Annotated in this window: 19 protein-coding genes; 6 read left to right on the forward strand and 13 right to left on the reverse strand. The window is 50.5% G+C overall.

The window, feature by feature from the left end:
• Nucleotides 1-3 precede the first annotated feature (3 nt).
• The 4 genes from MPHASIOC01_RS05505 (at nucleotide 4) to pdxY (ending at nucleotide 3398) form a co-directional block, all read left to right on the forward strand.
• Nucleotides 4-324 carry an MliC family protein gene (locus MPHASIOC01_RS05505; RefSeq protein WP_064595602.1) on the forward strand — a complete coding sequence of 107 codons (321 nt, stop codon included), beginning with the start codon at nucleotides 4-6 and terminating at the stop codon, nucleotides 322-324.
• A 56-nt stretch (nucleotides 325-380) separates the two neighbouring features.
• Nucleotides 381-1037 (forward strand): pyridoxamine 5'-phosphate oxidase, encoded by a 657-nt coding sequence (gene pdxH / locus MPHASIOC01_RS05510; protein ID WP_064595600.1) that lies wholly within the window; start codon nucleotides 381-383, stop codon nucleotides 1035-1037.
• A gap of 145 nt (nucleotides 1038-1182) precedes the next feature.
• Nucleotides 1183-2457 carry a tyrosine--tRNA ligase gene (gene tyrS, locus MPHASIOC01_RS05515; protein ID WP_064595598.1) on the forward strand — a complete coding sequence of 425 codons (1275 nt, stop codon included), beginning with the start codon at nucleotides 1183-1185 and terminating at the stop codon, nucleotides 2455-2457.
• A gap of 80 nt (nucleotides 2458-2537) precedes the next feature.
• Nucleotides 2538-3398 carry a pyridoxal kinase PdxY gene (gene pdxY, locus MPHASIOC01_RS05520; protein ID WP_064595596.1) on the forward strand — a complete coding sequence of 287 codons (861 nt, stop codon included), beginning with the start codon at nucleotides 2538-2540 and terminating at the stop codon, nucleotides 3396-3398.
• Nucleotides 3399-3463: 65 nt separating this feature from the next.
• Here the strand turns inward: pdxY and gstA are convergent, their stop codons facing one another.
• The 10 genes from gstA to MPHASIOC01_RS05570 all read right to left on the reverse strand — a co-directional run bounded on the left by gstA (nucleotide 3464) and on the right by MPHASIOC01_RS05570 (nucleotide 13187).
• Nucleotides 3464-4069: a glutathione transferase GstA gene (gstA, locus tag MPHASIOC01_RS05525; protein ID WP_353614134.1), complete on the reverse strand. Its 606-nt coding sequence runs from the start codon at nucleotides 4067-4069 to the stop codon at nucleotides 3464-3466.
• Nucleotides 4070-4250: 181 nt separating this feature from the next.
• Complete coding sequence (gene dtpA / locus MPHASIOC01_RS05530) at nucleotides 4251-5756, reverse strand: dipeptide/tripeptide permease DtpA (RefSeq protein WP_064595593.1); 1506 nt, start codon at nucleotides 5754-5756, stop codon at nucleotides 4251-4253.
• Between the two features lie 613 nt (nucleotides 5757-6369).
• Nucleotides 6370-7005 carry an endonuclease III gene (gene nth / locus MPHASIOC01_RS05535; protein WP_064595591.1) on the reverse strand — a complete coding sequence of 212 codons (636 nt, stop codon included), beginning with the start codon at nucleotides 7003-7005 and terminating at the stop codon, nucleotides 6370-6372.
• Nucleotides 7005-7694: an electron transport complex subunit E gene (locus MPHASIOC01_RS05540; protein ID WP_064595589.1), complete on the reverse strand. Its 690-nt coding sequence runs from the start codon at nucleotides 7692-7694 to the stop codon at nucleotides 7005-7007. Before MPHASIOC01_RS05540 ends, nth begins: the two co-directional genes overlap by 1 nt.
• The gene (gene rsxG, locus MPHASIOC01_RS05545; RefSeq protein ID WP_064595587.1) at nucleotides 7691-8317 is read right to left on the reverse strand and encodes an electron transport complex subunit RsxG; all 627 of its coding nucleotides are present in this window, start codon (nucleotides 8315-8317) and stop codon (nucleotides 7691-7693) included. The genes MPHASIOC01_RS05540 and rsxG overlap by 4 nt, the downstream gene beginning before the upstream one ends.
• Before the next feature lie 11 nt (nucleotides 8318-8328).
• Nucleotides 8329-9378 carry an electron transport complex subunit RsxD gene (gene rsxD, locus MPHASIOC01_RS05550; protein ID WP_064595585.1) on the reverse strand — a complete coding sequence of 350 codons (1050 nt, stop codon included), beginning with the start codon at nucleotides 9376-9378 and terminating at the stop codon, nucleotides 8329-8331.
• Complete coding sequence (gene rsxC / locus MPHASIOC01_RS05555) at nucleotides 9379-11523, reverse strand: electron transport complex subunit RsxC (RefSeq protein WP_353614135.1); 2145 nt, start codon at nucleotides 11521-11523, stop codon at nucleotides 9379-9381.
• Nucleotides 11516-12091 carry an electron transport complex subunit RsxB gene (rsxB, locus tag MPHASIOC01_RS05560; protein WP_064595581.1) on the reverse strand — a complete coding sequence of 192 codons (576 nt, stop codon included), beginning with the start codon at nucleotides 12089-12091 and terminating at the stop codon, nucleotides 11516-11518. The genes rsxC and rsxB overlap by 8 nt, the downstream gene beginning before the upstream one ends.
• Nucleotides 12091-12672 carry an electron transport complex subunit RsxA gene (rsxA, locus tag MPHASIOC01_RS05565; protein ID WP_036108832.1) on the reverse strand — a complete coding sequence of 194 codons (582 nt, stop codon included), beginning with the start codon at nucleotides 12670-12672 and terminating at the stop codon, nucleotides 12091-12093. The genes rsxB and rsxA overlap by 1 nt, the downstream gene beginning before the upstream one ends.
• 74 nt (nucleotides 12673-12746) lie before the next feature.
• Nucleotides 12747-13187: a DUF2569 domain-containing protein gene (locus MPHASIOC01_RS05570; protein WP_353614136.1), complete on the reverse strand. Its 441-nt coding sequence runs from the start codon at nucleotides 13185-13187 to the stop codon at nucleotides 12747-12749.
• A 504-nt stretch (nucleotides 13188-13691) separates the two neighbouring features.
• Here MPHASIOC01_RS05570 and MPHASIOC01_RS05575 point away from each other — a divergent pair.
• Nucleotides 13692-14732, forward strand: coding sequence for an oxidoreductase (locus tag MPHASIOC01_RS05575; protein WP_353614137.1), 1041 nt, complete (start codon nucleotides 13692-13694; stop codon nucleotides 14730-14732).
• Between the two features lie 191 nt (nucleotides 14733-14923).
• On the forward strand, nucleotides 14924-15907 hold the full coding sequence (locus MPHASIOC01_RS05580) for a bile acid:sodium symporter family protein (RefSeq protein WP_064595576.1): 984 nt from the start codon (nucleotides 14924-14926) through the stop codon (nucleotides 15905-15907).
• Nucleotides 15908-15920: 13 nt separating this feature from the next.
• On the opposite strand, the gene add is transcribed toward MPHASIOC01_RS05580, so the two are convergent.
• The 3 genes from add to MPHASIOC01_RS05595 form a co-directional block, all read right to left on the reverse strand.
• Nucleotides 15921-16922, reverse strand: coding sequence for an adenosine deaminase (gene add / locus MPHASIOC01_RS05585; protein WP_064595809.1), 1002 nt, complete (start codon nucleotides 16920-16922; stop codon nucleotides 15921-15923).
• Between the two features lie 107 nt (nucleotides 16923-17029).
• A complete protein-coding gene (locus MPHASIOC01_RS05590; protein ID WP_064595575.1) occupies nucleotides 17030-17524 on the reverse strand; it encodes a GNAT family N-acetyltransferase in 495 nt (164 codons plus the stop codon).
• Nucleotides 17525-17711: 187 nt separating this feature from the next.
• Entirely contained in the window at nucleotides 17712-19256 is a 1545-nt protein-coding gene (locus MPHASIOC01_RS05595; RefSeq protein WP_064595572.1) for a YdgA family protein, read from the reverse strand.
• Nucleotides 19257-19305: the final 49 nt, after the last annotated feature.

A 19305-nucleotide genomic window follows, 5' to 3' on the forward strand; every position in this document is an offset into this window, starting at 1 on the left:
ATTATGAAAAAAAGCCTGCTGCTTTTCCCGCTTATACTGAGCGGCTGCACTACTTACCAACATCTTATCGATGCGATTCACACCGATACATTTCACTACCAGTGTGATGAAAAACCCCTCACCGTTGAAATAAACCAACAAAAGCAGTCTGCCAGTTTTGTGCTGGACAATACGGTATTGCACCTGCAACAAGGCTTGTCGGCTTCAGGAGCCCGGTATACCGATGGCATATATGTCTTCTGGTCTAAAGGTGATAAAGCCACGGTATACCGGCGGGATACGGTGGTACTGCACAACTGTCAGTTAGTGGGTAACAAGGATTGAGATTTAGCGATGCGGGGCGCAGAATAGACCAACCTGTTGATTTCTGAATACCTGCTATGTCTGACAATGAATCCTTACAGCAGATTGCCAGTCTGCGCCGTGAATACACCCGAGGCGGGTTGCGTCGTAAAGACCTGACGGACGACCCGCTGACTTTATTTGAACGCTGGCTTGGGCAAGCGTGTGATGCCCGCCTTGCGGACCCGACGGCTATGGTTGTCGCCACTGTGGATGAGAACCAGCAACCCTGGCAGCGCATTGTACTGCTCAAACATTTCGATTCCCGGGGCATGGTGTTTTACACCAACTTAGGCAGCCGTAAAGCCGCTCATTTGGAGCATAACCCACGTATCAGCTTATTGTTCCCCTGGCATATGCTTGACCGCCAGGTCGCTGTGACGGGCAAAGCAGAACGCCTGTCCACTGTGGATGTAATGAAGTATTTTCACAGCCGCCCACGCGACAGCCAGATTGGCGCCTGGGTTTCCCGTCAGTCTTCGCGCATCAGTGCCCGCAATATTCTGGAAAGTAAATTCCTTGAGATAAAACAGAAGTTTCAGGCCGGAGAAATTCCGCTGCCCAGTTTCTGGGGGGGATTCCGGGTGAGTATTGATCAAATGGAATTCTGGCAGGGGGGAGAACACCGCCTGCATGACCGTTTTTTATACCAGCGTGATGCGGATACCTGGAAAATCGACCGCCTGGCACCTTAATCACCGGAAATAGTCTCGTTAGCGCTGGCGCAATGCAGGCCGGCGCTTTATTCTATTGCCTCCCTGACTTTTAATGTCTCAGCGCCAGTGCGCGACAGACTTGTGTACCGGTAAAGGTGCAATCGTATAAAACATGGAGAATTTGATGGCAAGCAGCAACTTGATTAAACAATTGCAAGAGCGTGGGCTTATTGCTCAGGTGACGGATGCAGACGCGCTGGTGGAACGACTGGCGCAGGGGCCAATCGCTCTCTATTGCGGCTTCGATCCGACTGCCGACAGCTTGCATTTGGGCCATCTGGTTCCATTGTTGTGCCTGAAGCGTTTTCAGGAAGCTGGCCACAAACCGGTTGCACTGGTTGGTGGCGCGACCGGGTTAATTGGTGATCCCAGTTTTAAAGCAACAGAACGTAAGCTCAATACCACCGAAACTGTTCAGGAGTGGGTCGATAAGATTCGCCGCCAGGTTGCGCCATTCCTTGATTTTGACTGTGGCGATAACGCCGCTATTGCTGCAAATAACTATGACTGGTTTGGCAGCATGAATGTGCTGACTTTCCTGCGCGACATTGGCAAGCACTTTTCTGTTAACCAGATGATTAACAAAGAAGCGGTAAAACAGCGCCTTAACCGCGACGATGTCGGTATTTCATTTACTGAATTCTCCTATAATCTGCTCCAGGGCTATGATTTCGCCTGCCTGAATGATTTACACGGCGTTGAATTGCAAATTGGCGGCTCAGATCAGTGGGGGAACATTACATCCGGTATCGATTTAACCCGCCGCCTTCACCAGAAACAGGTATTTGGCCTTACTGTACCGCTTATTACAAAAGCAGACGGCACCAAATTTGGTAAAACAGAAGGTGGTGCGGTGTGGTTGGATCCGAAGAAAACCAGCCCGTACAAATTCTACCAGTTCTGGATTAATACCGCCGATGCGGATGTTTACCGCTTCCTGAAGTTCTTTACTTTCATGAGCCTTGAAGAAATTAACGCACTGGAAGAAGAAGATAAAAACAGTGGCACTGCACCGCGTGCGCAGTATGTGCTGGCAGAGCAGGTTACTCGTCTGGTGCATGGTGAAGAAGGGCTGGCTGCGGCGAAACGTATTACTGAAAGCCTTTTCAACGGGCACCTGGAAGACCTTACCGAAAATGATTTTGCGCAACTGGCGCAAGATGGCGTGCCGATGGTTGAACTGGATAAAGGAGCAGACCTCCAGCAGGCTCTGGTGGACAGTGAACTACAACCCTCCCGTGGGCAGGCGCGTAAAACCATCGCGTCCAACGCGGTTTCTGTTAATGGGCAAAAACAGAGCGATGCTGAGTACAGCTTTACTGACGCAGACTACCTGTTTGGCCGCTACACTCTGTTACGCCGCGGTAAGAAAAACTACTGCCTCATTTGCTGGAAGTAACCAATAGTCATAAGGCGTGGGAAATCACGCCTTAATTTTTTGTCTCAATAACACTCACAACACTCATCACCGGGTTAGTCATGAAAAATATCCTCGCTATACAATCACACGTGGTTTTTGGCCACGCGGGGAACAGTGCGGCTGAATTTCCGATGCGCCGCCTTGGCGCTAACGTCTGGCCACTGAATACCGTTCAGTTTTCCAATCACACGCAATATGGCAAATGGACCGGCATCGTCATGACGCCATCGCATTTAACCGATATTGTCCAGGGCATTGCGGATATCGGCGAATTAGCACGTTGTGATGCTGTTCTTAGCGGATACCTTGGCTCAGCAGAGCAGGGGCAGCACATTTTACGTATCGTGGAACAGGTAAAGCAGGCTAATCCTTCAGCCCGTTATTTCTGTGACCCGGTTATGGGACACCCGGAAAAAGGCTGTATTGTGGCACCTGGTGTGGCGGAATTTCATGCCCGCAGTGCATTGCCGGCGGCAGATATTATTGCGCCGAATCTGTTGGAACTGGAAATGCTCAGTGGTCACTCTGTCAGTAACGTCGCCGAGGCTGTCAGCACTGCGCGTGAACTGATTGCCAAAGGGCCGGAAATCGTCCTGGTGAAACATCTGGCGCGAGCTGGTTATAATCAGGATTGTTTTGAAATGTTGCTGGTAACAGATGATGCCGCCTGGCATATCAGCCGTCCGTTGGTCGACTTTGGCACTCGCCAGCCCGTGGGCGTGGGTGATGTAACCAGTGGTTTGCTGTTAGTGAAATTGCTACAGGGTGCAACCGTTCAGGATGCGCTGGAGCACGTTACTTCTGCGGTGTATGCCATTATGCAAACCACAAAACAGATGGGCGAGTATGAGCTGCAAGTCGTTGCTGCACAGGACGAGATAGTCCGCCCTGAGCAGTGGTTTTACAGTAAACAGCTCTGACTGCACGCACAAGTGTTACTTATACGGTGCTGGCACAAGCATCGAGTGCTCCAGGGATGGAGCAATTATTTGAGTCCTTCAGCCTTCAGTGCCGCCACAACAGCCGGACGAGCACGCATCCTTTCCATAAATGCATTGATATGTTCGAACTGGCTCATATCCAGTGACAGCGCGTATCCCCAGTTGAGCACAGTAAATAAATAAGCGTCAGCTACGCTAAAACGCTGCCCCATCAACCAGGGTTTATCACTTAGCGCGTTGTTGACCAGCCCCATTTTTTTCAACAATTTAGCTATACAGGCAGATTTATATGCTTCGGGTGTCTCGGACGAAAACAACGGAGTGAAACCTTTGTGTAATTCCGTCGCAATGAAGTTAAGCCAGGAAAGCGCCTGGTAGCGCGACAACGTTCCGACCGGTGGAAGAAGCTGGCGGTCCGGTACCTGGTCTGCGATATATTGCACAATAACTGCACCTTCGGTCAGCAAGGTATCATTATCTAACAGCAGCGCCGGAACCTGCCCGGCAGGGTTAATGGACCAGAAATCCTCACCACTTTCAGTGGACTTTTCCTGTAAGTTAACCTGTGACAGGGTGAAATCAAGCCCGCTTTCACGCAGGACAATATGTGGCGACAGTGAGCACGCGCCTGATTTATAAAACAATTTCATCGTAAGACTCCTTGTGTAAGCGCCAGGTAGTAAGATATCACTTATCAAGGATGGTAGTTGGCAAGGAAGAGAAAGAAAAGCAGAAAAAGTGCAGAGCAAACGCGGTAGTTATACGAGCCGGGAAGAGTCAATCGCCACTGTACTCAGGTACAGTGGCGATAACGCTGTTTCCCCAGAAAAATCAGACAGTCACTGTTTGTGACGTGCTGGCTTTTTTATCGTCATCCTGCGTCATGCGGTGCAATTTTGGCGCAGTCAGCAGCATCAACAGTGCAATGATACCGGTGGTAATCCCAATTTGCAGGAAGACATGTCCGTATACCTGCAGAGATTCTACCGGGTTAGTGACATTCTCTGGTACAGCCATCAGGTTGGCGACTTTACCGGCAATAATGGCCGCACCAGCCGTAGTCAGGAACCAACTGCCCATAATAAAGCCCATCAGGCGCTGTGGAACCAATTGTGCCACCATGGCCAGGCCCAGACCGGAGATCATCAGTTCACCAATACTTTGCAGTGCATAGCTGGCAATTAACCAGTTAACAGAGACAATCCCGGCATCTGTAGCAAAACGCGCACCTAATGGCAGAATAAGGAATGCGCCAGAGCACAGAACCATACCAATCGCAAATTTAACGGACATTGGCAGGCGGTCACCCATTTTGTTGTAAATCGCTGCAAGAATTGGGCTACCAATCATAATCCAGAACGGGTTCAGTGCCTGGTATTGTTCAGGTTCGAACGCAATACCAAAAATACTGTGCTCAACATTGCGGATAGCAAAAAAGTTCAGTGAGGTTGGCATCTGGCTGTAGAGCACAAAGAATACTACGGCTTCCAGCATCAGCAGAAACGCAACAATCATTTTACGGCGTGCCGCGCCTTGCAGGGCAGAGGCTTCTTTGGCAAAAATCGCGATAATCCCCAGAGCGATGACACCCAATGCAATACGGGCGACTTGCTGGTTATGCAACAACCAGGTGGCAAGGGCAATCAGGACCAGAACACCGACCAGGGTGGCAAACAGTTTACGCAGGTCAACCGGTGCAAAATCCGGTTTGGAACCGAAATCTTTTACCCATTTCTTACAGAATGCAAAGTTCACCACGGTAATCAGCATACCCACAACGCTCAGTGAAAATGCGATACTCCAGCCGAACTGTGCTGCCAGCCATGGCGTGGCGAGCATGGAAAAGAATGAGCCAATGTTGATGGACATATAGTACATCGTAAATGCGCCATCAAGACGTGGGTCATCTTTTGGATAACAGGTAGACAGCAAAGCAGACGGGTTAGCTTTGAACAAGCCATTACCGACAGCGATGGTTGCCATACCGGCGTAGACGATAGCGGCATTGTGCCCGGACCAGGCAACTAACGCATACCCAACAACCAGAACAAGCGCCCCCAGCATAATGACGCGTTTGGTACCCAGTACTTTATCGCCTAACCAGCCGCCAATAGCGACCAGACCATAGACAAGCGCACTGAAAGAAGAGAAAAGCGTAATTGAGTCCGCTTCAGACATACCCAGTTGTTTAACCAGGTAAACAGCCATGATTCCCTGCAGGCCGTAGTAACCAAAGCGTTCCCATAATTCAATGGAGAAAATGAGATAAAACGATTTCGGTTGTTTGAAAGCATTTAAACTAATGCTTTCTGCTGGTTTATTGTTTGCAGTCGACACATATACCTCTTATTTTACAGCCCGTACTAACAGGGCGTTTTTCAACCAGATGGCGCTAAGACGACTCTGATTTTGTTATGGGAGGGGAAAACGGCAGGTACTTTTCCCTAATATGAGGCATCTGGCAAGTTATTTGTCATATTCTTTTACATTTGTGTTTGGTGGGGTATTGCCTGGGTAGATGAATTGTTATGCAGATTTAAATTTTGATAGACTAAAAAATATAAGTTTTTTCTTTTGTGAAGCTGATTTTTTTCTGATACAAAGAGTTATATGTCGTATTTTACGGTTATAACCAGTTAATGAAACCACTATTATTTCATATTGCGGTTTAATTGTTTGTTTTATGTAATTTTTCTTTATTAAACCATAGGTTGGGGAAACTTGTGGCGATAAATTTTAACATTTACCCCTGCCTGAAGCGGCCTGTGGAAAATCTATAGAAATTTTGGGTTTTAAAAAAACAATTAACCACATGTGGTGCTGTCTGGAATGTTTTATGTAGCTAAAATCTACAATGAAAAGTGTTTATGTTGTTGAATGAGGGTTTTTTAGTGAGGGAGGTAAACGTTTGCGTCAGCGCCTGACGCAAACAGCTATCAATGTCATCCGGTCAGATTTCGGTCTTCTCTTTGTACTCACAAAGATCTTCAATCAGGCAGGAGCCACAGCGGGGTTTACGTGCCACACAAGTGTAGCGCCCATGCAGAATTAACCAGTGGTGGCAGTCAACTTTAAATTCGGCAGGAACGACCTTCAGTAGTTTATCCTCTACCTGCTCAACATTCTTGCCCGGGGCAAAACCCGTTCTGTTACACACCCGAAAAATATGTGTATCCACGGCGATGGTAGGCCAGCCAAAAGCGGTGTTAAGCACGACATTCGCAGTTTTCCTGCCAACACCTGGTAATGCTTCCAGTGCAGCACGGTCTTCAGGTACTTCGCCACCATGTTTTTCGAGCAAAATGCGGCAGGTTTTAATCACATTCTCAGCTTTGCTGTTAAACAGGCCGATTGTCTTGATATATGACTTCACGCCTTCCACCCCCAGCGCGAGAATGGCCGCTGGCGTGTTGGCTACCGGGTACAGCTTCGCTGTAGCCTTATTGACGCTGACATCAGTTGCCTGAGCCGAAAGCAGCACAGAAATGAGTAATTCAAAAGGTGATGAGAAGTGCAACTCCGTTGTTGGATGCGGATTACTCTCTCTAAGGCGCGACAAAATAGCGATGCGTTTCTCTTTGTTCATCAGGCTTTTTCTGCTCCCTGAACGTTGCTTTCCCTGGCGTGAGTTGCAGCTCTGCGTTTACTGCGCTCGTCAATGACATATTTAGCGGCAAGCATTAAACCCAGGCCAAAAAAGGCACCTGGTGGCAACATGGCGAGTAAAAAAGGCGTGTCTGTATGGTAGATTTGGATACGCAGAATCTTAGCCCAGCTCCCCAGCAGCATATCGGCACCATCAAATAATGTTCCATTGCCTAAAATCTCACGCATTGCGCCCAAAACAAACATGGCACATGTTGCGCCCATCCCAATGGCAAGACCATCAATGGCTGCAAGGCCTGGTGGATTTCTGGAGGCAAAGGCCTCAGCGCGCCCAATAACAATACAGTTGGTGACAATCAGTGGAATAAAGATCCCCAAAGACTGATAAAGCCCGAAGGCAAAAGCATTGATTAACAGTTGAACCGAGGTTACCACGGAAGCAATGATCAGCACGTAAATCGGAATGCGAATTTCACTGGGTACAAAGCGACGCAGTAATGAAACCGCAGTGTTCGTCAGCACCAGTACCAGCGTCGTTGCCAGTCCAAGACCCAAAGCATTGGTTGCAGTGGACGTGACAGCAAGCAGAGGGCACAAGCCAAGTAGTTGCACCAGCGCCGAGTTATTTTTCCATAACCCCTGGATAAAAATTGTTTTTACATCACTCATGAAGATGCTCCACAAGAGGGGAGTGTTGCCAGTTCAGGCGGCAGCGTTTTGGCAAACAATGCGGCACGTTTAACGGCGTTAACCACGGCTCGTGGAGTAATGGTCGCACCGGTAAACTGGTCAAATTGTCCGCCGTCTTTTTTCACAGCCCATGCGGCATCGTCGGGGCCAGTTACCTGTTTACCGGCAAAACCCAGTATCCAGTTTGACACCCGCACATCAATTTTATCGCCAAGGCCCGGTGTCTCGTGCTGCTCAGTGACCCGTGTTCCTAACACAGTGCCGGAGAAATCGGAAGCAACCAGCAACTGAATCGCTCCACCATAACCATCAGGTGCTGTGGTTTGCATAACCACAGCAACCGGTTTGCCCTGGTTACGGGCAATATAGATATCGTGAGCACCAGAGCCCAGTGGCGTATTGTTCGCCACCACGCAATCTTGCTGGATAGCATTATCATAGCTGTCCGGGGCGATAACCTGGTCGAACAATTTCTTTTGTTGCAACATGGCCTGATGAGCAATCACCGGCTGTGTCAATGTGTTCACTACGGCAACCAGGCCGGTAAAACCTGCCGCGAACAGCGCCAGAGTGACACCGTGTTTACGCATTGTGTTCAGCATCACGAGTCTCCTTAGCGGTGTCCATAGGTTTGCGGGCGCGTAAAGTAATCAATCAGTGGTACGGTGATATTTGCCAGCAAAGTCGCAAAAGCTACGGCGTCGGGGTAGCCGCCGAATGAACGAATCAGCCAAACCAGTAACCCAGCCAGCGCACCGAAAATTAGCCTGCCTTTTGGTGTGGTGGATGCAGTAACCGGGTCTGTAAAGATAAAGAATGCACCCATCATCGTTGCCCCGGAAAACAGATGAATTGCTGGAGAAGCACAGCTATTGGGAAGTAGCCACCAGCCAAGCGTTGAGCAAACGAGCAAAGTCAGCAGGAAACTCACCGGAATATGCCAGCGTATTGTCCCTTTCATTAACAGGAAGAGGCCTCCCGCCAGCCATGCCACGTTAACCCATTGCCAGCCTATACCGGCAAGAATGCCGCCATAAATCGGTGCCTGTTTGAGTTCAGCAACGGTATGCCCGGCACGCAGACCGGTTTTAAACGTGTCGAGCGGAGTGGCCTGGCTGATGCCGTCAATGCCCATTTTTAACTGGGTAACGGTGTCGCCTGCCAGTGTATGACCGGTGAAAATGGTATGCAGAACGTCACTGACACCGGGCACGGTTGCTGCCAGTGTCTCGGGAGGTAACCAGGATGTCATGGATACCGGAAACGCAATAAGTAACACCACATAACCGGTCATCGCAGGGTTAAAAGGATTATGGCCCAGTCCACCATACAATTGCTTGGCAAAAATAATGGCAAATAAGGTACCAACAATCACCATCCACCAGGGGGCCAAAGGCGGGATACTGACGCCAAGCAGCAAACCTGTGAGGAGTGCTGAGTTATCGCCCAGTTCGGACATCGATTTATTGCGCAATTTGAGTATGGCGCTTTCCCCGGCAAGTGCCGCGAGGCAGCCAAGGATGACCTGAACCAGACTGCCAGGCCCAAACCACAGCGTCTGGACAATAATGGCGGGAACTGCTGCCAGCGTAACCAGCAGCATAATGCGGCTGGTTTGGCGTTGGTTATGGGTATAGGGTGAACTGGCAATACGAAAAACCATTTAATCCTCACTGACAGCAGACTGCGCTGCACGTTTTGCTTTGGCACGGGCAATCGCCGCTTCAACTGCAGCTTTGCGCGGGTCCACAGCCACTGGCTCACTGACTGGCTCAGGAGTGAGGGTTGCTTCCGGTGCCGAATTCTCCACTGCCTGCGCTTTGCGTGCTTTGGCGCGGGCAATCGCCGCCTCAACCGCGGCTTTGCGCGGGTCCACAGCCACTGGCTTACTGACTGGCTCAGGAGTGGCGGTTGCTTCCGGTGCCGAATTCTCCACTGCCTGCGCTTTGCGTGCTTTGGCGCGGGCAATCGCCGCCTCAACCGCAGCTTTGCGCGGGTCCACAGCCACTGGCTCACTGACTGGCTCAGGAGTGGGGGTTGCTTCCGGTGCCGAATTCTCCACTGCCTGCGCTTTGCGTGCTTTGGCGCGTGCCAGTGCTGCGGCAACCGCCGCTTTACGTGGGTCTTCTGAGCCAGTATGACTGTCGGCGACGGTTTGCTCAGCGGTTTGTAAGGCTGCTTTCTCTTGTTGTCGGGCGCGTGCTTCGGCTTTACGTGCAGCACGGGCTGCAATCGCAGCCTGGTTATCTGGCTGGGTACCAGCCTGAATCACAACGGTGTTTGTGGCGGCAGTATGTTTTTCTTTGACTCGCGCCAGTGCGGCCTCAATTGCCGATTTGTCTTGTGCTGATCCTGGTTGCACCGCTGCCTGTTGATGACGGGCCTGACGCGCCTGTTTTTCGCGCTCAAGGCGAGCCTGCCGGGCCTCAAAACGGGTTTTTGCTTCTGCTGCCCGGCGAGTTTCGTCGGCAATGGCCCGAATTTCTGCTTTTTCCTGACGGAAATATTGCACCAGCGGGATCTGGCTGGGGCACACCCAGGCACAGGCACCGCATTCAATGCAATCATTCAGATGGTGCGCCGTCGCTTTATCATGTTGCTGCCCTAAGCTGAACCAGTATAACTGTTGGGGTAACAGGTCTGCCGGGCACGCTTCGGCACAGGCGCTGCAGCGAATACAGTGCTGTTCTTCTTGTGCTGGCTCCATTTCTTGCACAGAAGGTGCCAGCAGGCAGTTAGTGATTTTAACTGCCGGGACATCAAGTGAGGGCAAAGTAAACCCCATTAATGGCCCACCCATAATTACCATGGGCTGGGCATTACTGCGGTAGTCTGCAAAATTAAGCAAGTGACGTACTGGTGTGCCTATTCGCGCCCAAACGTTTCCGGGTTTGCCAACGGCTTCCCCAGTCAGCGTCACGACACGTTCAGTGAGTGGTTCACCATCGATAATGGCTCGTTTAATGGCATAAGCAGTACCGACATTTTGCATTAATACACCGATATCAGAAGAGCGCCCACCATGGGGAACCTGCTTGCCTGTCAGGATCTGGGTTAGCTGTTTGGCGCCTCCGGAAGGGTATTTCGTGGGAATGACCCGCAACTGCGTCTTGTGTTCATTACACAAAACCGCTCTGAGCATGGAAATTGCCTGAGGTTTATTGTCTTCAATACCAATCAAAATCTGGCGCGGATTAAGTATATAGTCGAGGATTTTTATCCCCTCGAGTATTTGTGCAGCGCACTCCTGCATTAAGCGGTCATCAGCCGTGATGTAAGGTTCACACTCAGCGGCATTAATTATCAGCGTCTCGATTCGGCCAGCCCCACCACGCAATTTTACGCCAGTAGGAAAACCTGCGCCGCCAAGGCCGGCAACGCCAAACTGCTGAATTCGCTCAATCAGGCTCGCTTTTTCACGCTGCTGGTAATCACTCCAGCCCTCGCGTGGGAACCATTCGTCTTTACCGTCTGCTGCAAGAAAAACGCAAGGCTCCATCAAACCGGAAGGGTGAGCAGTGGTATGAGGCGCGATTGCGGTAATCGTCCCGGAAGTGGGCGCGTGTACCGGCAACATTTTCCCCCAGCCACGCGTCAGCGGTTGCCCACGCAACACAACGTCACCGGGTTTTACGCACAGTTCACCTTCATCGCCAATATGTTGCCTGACGGGGATAATATAATCTGTAGCCAGTGGAACCTGCCGCAAGGGGGTGCCACTGGACTGGTGCTTCATTTCTGGAGGGTGGATCCCCCCATGAAAGTCCCAGATTTTGTCTTTTTTAAACGCTGAAAAAAACTTAAGCATGGTTTTCCACAGGGATAATCTTCACGGGGATAGTTTGCAGATCCCATTTCCAGGTTGCCGGAGTCGGGTTTACGGGCACCAGAGTAATGCACTGTGTCGGGCAAGGGGCGACACATAAATTACAGCCAGTACACTGTTCACTGATTACGGTGTGCATTGCACGGGTGGCCCCCACTATTGCATCAACCGGGCAGGCCTGAATGCACTTGGTGCAACCAATACAGTTATCTTCATCGATAACGGCCAGCATCCGTTCAGGCTCTGCGGCGTCACCGCCTTCTGTTGGTTGCGGATCAACCCCCATTAAACCAGCAATTTTTACCATGACGGCTTCGCCGCCTGGTGCACAACGGTTTATGTGCTCACCATTTTTACCAACCGCTTCAGCATAAGGGCGGCAACCCGGGTAGCCACACTGGCCGCACTGGCTTTGTGGTAATATTTCATCGATTTTATCGACAATAGGATCATCTTCCACTTTAAAGCGGCGCGAGGCGTAACCAAGAATCAGCCCAAAGAACAGGCCGAGCAACGCAAGCGGGATGATGGCTATCCAAATCATACTCATCAAAACTTCACCAGTCCGCTAAAGCCCATAAAGGCAAGGGACATTAATCCGGCCGTAATCAAGGCAATGGCATTGCCACGAAAAGGCGCGGGAACATCAGCAACTGCCAGGCGCTCACGCACGGCAGCAAATAATACCAAAACCAGAGAGAAGCCTACTGCCGCAGAAAACCCATACAAAGCAGCCTGGAAAAAGTTTTGCTTCAGGTTAACGCTCAATAACGGCACAGCAAGCACCGCGCAGTTAGTGGTGATAAGTGGCAAAAAAATACCCAGCAACCTGTACAAAGCCGGGCTGGTTTTTCTTACCACCATTTCGGTGAACTGAACCACAACGGCAATCACCAGAATAAAACTCATGGTGCGCAGCCAGGTTAAATCCAGAGGGATGAGAATTAAATTGTCAATTAACCACGAACTGATTGACGCCAGTGTCATGACGAATGTTGTCGCCAGCCCCATGCCAATGGCGGACTCCAGTTTTTTGGACACCCCCATGAAAGGGCACAGGCCAAGAAATTTTACCAGCACATAGTTATTAACCAGTACCGTGCCAATAAAGAGCAACAAATAATCAGTCATAATCAGGTCTGAAACTAACGCCATTGGTCACCCGGCGCACCCGGGCGTGATAAATGTAAAGTACCGCTCTGCAATCAGGTATTAACAAATGTATGCTTAACCCGTTGCGATTTCCTGAAGTAAGGCGCAAATACGGCTGCAGCCAACAACGGGAATAATAACTGACGAACTGCAATTGCATCAGTTACCGGGGAAAACGCAAAGGCTTTTACCGCCAGCAGAACGCAAATCAGTAACCATAAAATATAATGCCGTGGTACTTTGCTCCGGCGTTTAAAAAACGCGATAACTAACCACAAACTGTAAAACCACATGGCTACGGTAAAGGCCAGTGAGAGGTACCACATCACCACTGTTTGTGGGAGTTGTGCCGCCAAAGCCTGATGGGCCTCTGGTGTACTGAGCGCCATTATATACATCACAATACCCAGTGATGTGCTCAATAGTGTCATCAAAAGCCAGGCCAGTGGGATAAGTAACCACCCGCCAATTCGTAACGCCGTTGCGTTATTCATTAATTGCTCCGAGAATTGCTCCGAGTCAGGCCCGCCAGAGAAACGGCCTGTAAGAATACGAATTAGCGCGGAATTATAAGGATTTTACTCGGGAATACCAGATTCAACACGTTACAGAACGTACTTCCATGCAACTGTGAATGCCTGGCATGTTTTTATCGCCAGCAGACTGTTGCTGGTTAGTCTGGCATGTCCATATCAACTGTTACGAAGCATGCGCCTGGGTGTCCAGGGGAAATTCAGAACATTCTTTACCGGCTTAACACTGGAGTCAGAGAATGGGGCCAGGCCAGTCCAGTTGAGCAGCGTAGTAATGGTTTCAGCTTTTCCTCGGGTTAAAAAATGCGGGGAATCCGCGCAAATCAGCCCCAATGGTTTAATCTGATGGCAAGCTGTGTTAACTATGGCAACTGCCTGTGGGGGCGGCAGGATAGTTCACCTGCCGTTGTCATGGTTTTCGGCAGAGCCGTCAAACCAGATATGAAGAACAAAGGAACGAGTGTAATGAACGACATTATTCGGGTGGGCATTTTAGGCTATGGTTATGCGACAAAAACTTTCCACGCGCCATTAGTTGCGGGCACGCCGGGTATGGAACTGGCGGTTATTTCCAGCAGTGATGCCGGAAAAGTGCATGCTGACTGGCCTGGTGTAACTGTTGCTGATACCCCAGAGGCTGTTATCCATGCCACTGACATTGATCTGGTGATTATCCCCACGCCGAATGACACTCATTTCCCGCTGGCAAAAGCGGCACTTTTGGCAGGCAAGCATGTGGTGGTGGATAAACCGTTCACAGTGACATTATCGGAAGCCCGTGAACTGGATGAGCTGGCAAAGCATACCGGTTTGTTGCTTTCCATCTTTCACAACCGCCGCTGGGACAGCGATTTCCTGACACTTAAATCCATACTGGCAGAAGGCTCGCTGGGTGAAGTTGTGTATGTAGAATCCCATATGGACCGCTTTCGCCCGCAGGTGCGTAACCGCTGGCGCGAACAGGCCGGTGTTGGTACCGGCATTTGGTATGATCTGGGGCCACATTTGCTTGATCAGATGCTGGTACTGTTTGGCATGCCTGTCAGCATTCAGGTTGATCTTGCTCAACTGCGCCCGGGAGCACAAACCACTGACTATTTCCACGCCGTACTCACCTGGCCGCAGCATAAAGTCGTATTGCACAGCACCATGCTGGCCGTGGCAGAAACGGCTCGCTACATTGTGCATGGAACCCGTGGTAGTTATGTAAAATATGGTGTTGACCCGCAGGAAGACTGTTTAAAAGCCGGGCAAAGACCTCCTCAGGACGGCTGGGGGTACGACATGCGTGATGGTGTTCTGACGGTTGCCCATGGCGATACCATAGATGAAGCACCGGTTCTGACTGTGCCAGGGAACTACCCCGCCTATTATGCTGCCGTGCGTGATGCACTTAATGGCAAAGGTGAAAATCCGGTACCGGCAGGCCAGGCCATCAAAGTGATGGAACTGATTGAGATGGGCATTGAATCTGCTCGTCACCGCACGGCTCTTTGTCTTGTGTAGTGTGCTAACAGGGCTTCTGCTATTTTGCGCAGCTCAGCCCTTACTTTGAGTATAAGTAAAGCGGGCGAAAATCAATGAATTGATTTTCCTGGTTTTTTATTGGGTGATATCCTCTCGTTCTGTGCAGACATGAGGTTTGTCATCAGATTCAGCCAGGTTGTACCTGGCTTATTTATCTGCAAGGAAAAAGAATGGATTGGTTCCAGCGCCTTAAAATTGACAAATTTTTGCTGGTGATGATTTGCGTGGTAGTTGTCGCATCGGTATTCCCTTGTGAAGGTTACGTAAAGACAGGTTTTGAATACCTGACAACAGCTGCCATTGCGTTACTGTTTTTTATGCACGGAGCCAAGTTATCCCGGAATGCGATTCTTGCCGGAGCAGGGCACTGGCGCTTACATTTGTTGGTCTTTCTCAGCACTTTTGTACTGTTTCCCATTCTCGGGTTGGGGATGTCGGTACTGGAGCCTGGCATTCTTAACCAACCGCTTTATATGGGGTTCCTGTACTTGTGTGCGTTGCCTGCGACAGTACAGTCTGCTATCGCTTTCACGTCCGTAGCCGGTGGAAATGTCGCCGCGGCGGTATGCAGTGCGTCGGCCTCCAGTATTCTGGGTATTTTCCTTTCGCCTGTCTTAGTTGGCATGCTGATGAATACTCAGGAAGGGGCGACAGATACCCTGCACGCGATTGGCAAAATTATCATGCAGTTGATGGTGCCATTTGTTGTGGGGCATTTATCACGCCCACTCATTGGGCGCTGGGTTGATAAGCATAAAAAGCTTATTAACATTACTGACCGGTCATCGATTCTGTTAGTTGTCTATGTGGCATTCAGTGAAGCGGTAGTGGGCGGCATTTGGCAGCAAATTGATGCAGAGGCGCTGTTGTGGGTAGTGGCGTGTTCGATTGTGTTGCTGACTATCGTTCTGGTTATTAATACCTGGGCGGCCCGGTTACTGGGTTTTAATACTGAAGATGAAATTACCATTGTCTTTTGTGGTTCGAAGAAAAGCCTGGCGAATGGCATCCCGATGGCAAATGTTCTGTTCCCAGTGAGCACTGTCGGGATTATGGTACTGCCGCTCATGATCTTCCACCAAATCCAGCTTATGGTGTGTGCTGTGCTGGCACAGCGTTATGCGAGAAGGCTGAAAACCCCGTCACCCAGGTAACGGGGAGCAGGCGTTAACGGGCGCTGGCCTTCAGGCGCAGTGCCTGTTTTTCTGCCTGTGACAGGAACGCAATTTCCAGCCCATTTTCCTGAGCCTTGCGAATTTGCGCCGGAGACAGGCCAGCTGCAGGTGCCGCATGTTCATATTCATGGCGAATATCAACGCCCTGTACCGCAGGGTCATCTGAGTTAATGGTTGCCAGCACACCATGGTTCAGGAATGTTTTTAGCGGATGAACGCCAATGGCGCTGACGGTGCTGGTCTGGATATTCGACGTAATGCAGGACTCAATACCAATGCGGTGTTTTGCCAGGTAATCCATTAATGCCGGGTCCTCAACAGCCTTAACACCGTGGCCAATCCGCTCTGCACCCAGTTCCTGAATGGCCTGCCAAATACTTTCCGGCCCGGCGGCTTCCCCTGCATGGATAGTGATTCGCCAGCCCACATCCCGGGCTTTACGAAAATGTTCACGAAAACGGCTTCCAGGGAAACCCAGTTCATCGCCAGCTAAATCGAGCGCGGTAATGCCATCCCGATGAGCCAGCAATCCGTCCAGTTCTTTCTGGCAGGCCTCTTCACCAAATGTCCGGCTCAGAATACCGGTCAGCCTGGCAACAACCCCGAAGTCTTTGCTCCCCTGGCGTACACCATCGATAACGGCCTCAACAACACCCGCAATAGGGAGATTATGCGCCATTGCCATATAACCCGGCGAAAAGCGTAATTCTGCGTAATCCAGCCCCTGGAGGGCGGCATCTTCCATATTTTCCCAGGCGACGCGATGGCATGCTTCCAGTGACCCGAGGACTTTGACTCCCCAGTCCAGCTTCGCCAGAAAACTGACCAGGTCTGGTTCAGTTGATGTGACCTGCACATGAGGGATCAGCGCATCAAGTGTTTCAGCTGGCAGGGCAATATTGAATTCACGCCCAAGACTCAGGATAGTGTTCGCGCGGATATTGCCGTCAAGATGGCGGTGCAGATCAGTTAACGGAAGGGTGGTATCAATCATGGTCGCACTCATTTCAGGAAAAGTGCAGAACATTATAAAGCCACAACCGGCAGTATGCGCAAGTTACCTTGCGTATTGCGCATGCCGGGCGAGCAGGGAATAGCCAATTAAAGGAATTTTTCCATTAGCCAGATGGCGAACTGTTGGCCACGTAATTCGGCCTGAATGGGATGCACTACCTGGAACCCCTGCGCAAGAAAAAAAGGCCGGGCAGTTTCACTGGCTTCAACAAACACGCGTGATAATGATTGCTGTTGTGCCACTCGCAACAAATGGTCCAGCAATAAACGACCAATGCCCTGGCGCTGGTAACGGTAATCGCAAAAGAAGCAGTGAATTAGCCCCGAGGGTTGTACATCACCCCAGGCCAGCAGCATTTGCGTTTGTGTGTCCTCCACCACCCATGGGTTGTGGTCAAAAATAAGTTTCTCCCACCAGCGCTGATCCGGCTCAGTTGGTGCCCAGGCATCAAGTTGAGCGGGTGTGTAATCCCGGCAATTTACCCGGTGTACGGTATGCCAGGTGAGTGACCATAACCGGGGGATATCTTCACGCTGCCAGGGGCGAATAACCCGGTGTGTGGGTGTGCTGCAGTGAGGCATATCATTCCTTACTGATGGGGCGTATTGGTACAGAGTACGCTCCTGGAGAGCTGGGACAAACTCATGGCAAAGACAAAAAACAAGGCGCCCTATGGCGCCTTCCAATTCATTGATTTTCCCAGTCTTTATCAGGTGGCTTTTTCTCGTTCTGTGCAGGCATAAGTCTGACAGACAGAGAAAAGGCGCCTTACTGCACTGGGGGTGTCGCTGGCTGAGCAGGAACGGCAGGCACAGCAGGCACTGCGGGAGTACCGTTGCCTTCCGGCACTGGCGGCATAATGTCGCCACCAAGGCCAAACATACCGACAAAATCACTCAGTGGCATTTTTTGCCCGTTCAGCGTAACTTCACCATTTGCATAATCCAGGCTGGTGGTGATGTTGTTGTCTTTTACCGTGGTGATACGGAACATTTGCCCCATAGCCGCCAGGCCTTTCACCTGTTGCTCAGCAAGCTTCGCTGCTGCGTCATCCTGATACCCTTCAATACGTGCCACCTGAGTCATTAACTCAGTGGCCATATCCAGCGGGATAACCAGGTTGCTGTCCAGATGCTTAATGTAGCGGTCTGCTGCCTGGTCGAGTGTTTTGGGTTCGGCGCTTTTCGCCGGGTCATTGAAATTCAGGTTCAGCGTAAAGCGGCTTTCACCTTTGGCATTTTTCCAGCTCAATGGTGAAATATGAATAGCCGGTTCCCCTTTAAGCAACTCAGGCAGGCCAGCCGCCAGAACTTCGACCAGTTTCTGCTGATACAGTTCTGGATTTTCAGCAACATCGGGTTGGGCCATTAATGCTTCCACTTGCTGGTTATACTGCTCGCGGAACTGATGCAGTGCAGCGCCATCCAGATTGCTGATAGCAACAGAGAGTTGCCCGCTACCCAGGTTCTGATTTTGTACTTTCAGGTCATTGAGTGCGTAATCAATCTGGCCACCCAGATGTTTGCCATCGGCAGCAGGTTCAGATTTGGCGGCAACATTCAGCCCACCGAGTTGCGCCATTTCTTTGCCTTCCACACTCAGGGTAAGACCTTTAGCCTGTAAGGATTGTGTGCCAACGCGCTCAGCAAACGAACTGATATGTGTCTCGCCACTGGCACTGATACTACTAATCGCCAGGCCCACTTTCTGGTCAAATTCATTGACACTGTCAATCGTCAGACTACCTAAATCACCACTGGTGGAGATTTTATCGCCCTTGTTATCAACGCTGACATCAAATTTCCCGCCAGCGAAAGCAACTTTGTACGGCGCTTTATCATAATTGAGTGATTCAAGTGTGATGTCTGAATTGGTATCACCGTTGTAACTGATTCGGGTATCCACCACCACAGGAGATTTACCCTGAGTCAGTGTAAACAACTGCTTGGTAGTGTCGTTATTGATCAGAGTGGTATTTACCGAAGCCATAGACGGCACAATGCTTCCCGGGAATGGCCCGTGGCGCACAGTTTCATCCAGCACAATTTCTTTGCCTTCAGGAAGAAGGGAAGATTTCGCACCTGCTTGTGGTTTAATGACGAGTTGAACATGGCTCGAAAAAATGCCACGTTGGTAATCACGCGGGCTGATAGTGAGCTCTGCAAGAGGCGCGACTTTTTTGAGTTGTGTATTCACCTGGGCGATGGCATCGTCCATATGGCTTTCAATCATTTTTCCTGTGTACCAGGATGCACCTGTCCACACCACACCCAGCGCGACGATAACACCCACTGCGACCATCGATTTTTTCATTAAACCATCCCTATTAGCAGTTAGCCGGGCAGAAAGCCCGGCCAGATAA

The organism is Mangrovibacter phragmitis (genome assembly GCF_040429585.1).
GTDB lineage: Bacteria > Pseudomonadota > Gammaproteobacteria > Enterobacterales > Enterobacteriaceae > Mangrovibacter > Mangrovibacter phragmitis.

Excerpts from the sequence above, each read along its gene's own strand:
- MPHASIOC01_RS05505 (WP_064595602.1), top strand. The coding sequence starts at position 4 with ATGAAAAAAAGCCTGCTGCTTTTCCCGCTTATACTGAGCGGCTGCACT.
- pdxH (WP_064595600.1), top strand. The coding sequence starts at position 381 with ATGTCTGACAATGAATCCTTACAGCAGATTGCCAGTCTGCGCCGTGAA.
- tyrS (WP_064595598.1), top strand. The coding sequence starts at position 1,183 with ATGGCAAGCAGCAACTTGATTAAACAATTGCAAGAGCGTGGGCTTATT.
- pdxY (WP_064595596.1), top strand. The coding sequence starts at position 2,538 with ATGAAAAATATCCTCGCTATACAATCACACGTGGTTTTTGGCCACGCG.
- gstA (WP_353614134.1), bottom strand. The coding sequence starts at position 4,069 with ATGAAATTGTTTTATAAATCAGGCGCGTGCTCACTGTCGCCACATATT.
- nth (WP_064595591.1), bottom strand. The coding sequence starts at position 7,005 with ATGAACAAAGAGAAACGCATCGCTATTTTGTCGCGCCTTAGAGAGAGT.
- MPHASIOC01_RS05540 (WP_064595589.1), bottom strand. The coding sequence starts at position 7,694 with ATGAGTGATGTAAAAACAATTTTTATCCAGGGGTTATGGAAAAATAAC.
- rsxG (WP_064595587.1), bottom strand. The coding sequence starts at position 8,317 with ATGCTGAACACAATGCGTAAACACGGTGTCACTCTGGCGCTGTTCGCG.
- rsxD (WP_064595585.1), bottom strand. The coding sequence starts at position 9,378 with ATGGTTTTTCGTATTGCCAGTTCACCCTATACCCATAACCAACGCCAA.
- rsxC (WP_353614135.1), bottom strand. The coding sequence starts at position 11,523 with ATGCTTAAGTTTTTTTCAGCGTTTAAAAAAGACAAAATCTGGGACTTT.
- rsxB (WP_064595581.1), bottom strand. The coding sequence starts at position 12,091 with ATGAGTATGATTTGGATAGCCATCATCCCGCTTGCGTTGCTCGGCCTG.
- rsxA (WP_036108832.1), bottom strand. The coding sequence starts at position 12,672 with ATGACTGATTATTTGTTGCTCTTTATTGGCACGGTACTGGTTAATAAC.
- MPHASIOC01_RS05570 (WP_353614136.1), bottom strand. The coding sequence starts at position 13,187 with ATGAATAACGCAACGGCGTTACGAATTGGCGGGTGGTTACTTATCCCA.
- MPHASIOC01_RS05575 (WP_353614137.1), top strand. The coding sequence starts at position 13,692 with ATGAACGACATTATTCGGGTGGGCATTTTAGGCTATGGTTATGCGACA.
- MPHASIOC01_RS05580 (WP_064595576.1), top strand. The coding sequence starts at position 14,924 with ATGGATTGGTTCCAGCGCCTTAAAATTGACAAATTTTTGCTGGTGATG.
- add (WP_064595809.1), bottom strand. The coding sequence starts at position 16,922 with ATGATTGATACCACCCTTCCGTTAACTGATCTGCACCGCCATCTTGAC.
- MPHASIOC01_RS05590 (WP_064595575.1), bottom strand. The coding sequence starts at position 17,524 with ATGCCTCACTGCAGCACACCCACACACCGGGTTATTCGCCCCTGGCAG.
- MPHASIOC01_RS05595 (WP_064595572.1), bottom strand. The coding sequence starts at position 19,256 with ATGAAAAAATCGATGGTCGCAGTGGGTGTTATCGTCGCGCTGGGTGTG.